Source organism: Tsukamurella conjunctivitidis, from assembly GCF_007858475.1.
GTDB classification, from domain to species: Bacteria; Actinomycetota; Actinomycetes; order Mycobacteriales; family Mycobacteriaceae; genus Tsukamurella; species Tsukamurella conjunctivitidis.
Genome location: NZ_VIGX01000328.1, coordinates 1 through 509 on the forward strand (window position 1 = coordinate 1; position 509 = coordinate 509).

Annotated in this window: 1 protein-coding gene; it reads left to right on the forward strand. The window is 68.6% G+C overall.

The window, feature by feature from the left end; translation table 11 throughout:
• Nucleotides 1-31: 31 nt before the first annotated feature.
• Nucleotides 32-509, forward strand: a 478-nt coding sequence (locus tag FK530_RS25625; protein ID WP_158645216.1) for a tyrosine-type recombinase/integrase, incomplete at its 3' end; no start/stop codon positions are given.

A 509-nucleotide genomic window follows, 5' to 3' on the forward strand; every position in this document is an offset into this window, starting at 1 on the left:
GCGCACGCGTAAGCCTGAGGCGGCGATGAGCGTGCCGACCGACACTGACGTGGGGAAGCTCGTGAACGGCGCCGAGGGGCCGATGCGCGCCTACGTTGCCCTGTGCGCGTTCGCCGGCCTACGCCTGGGCGAGGCGTGCGGCGTGAAGGTCGGCGACGTCGACTTCCTCCGCAAGCGACTCATCGTCGAGCGGCAGATACAGCGCGACGGCGTGAACCCACGTGAGGCTCCGCCGAAATGGGGATCGGAGCGTACCGTCTACCTGCCCGACGAGCTGGTGACGATCCTCTCGCAGCACGTTGCCGCCTACCCTCCCGCACCCGACGGCTGGCTGTTCCACCTCGACGGGAAGGCGTGGACCGACAACAAGGTCACGTACCGGTGGCGTCAGACCCGCAAGGCAGCCGGGCTCACCACGAAGCTGCACAGCCTGCGGCACTACTTCGCGAGCGGGTTGATCGCGCAGGGCTGCGACGTGGTGACGGTTCAGCGGGCGCTCGGCCACTCAT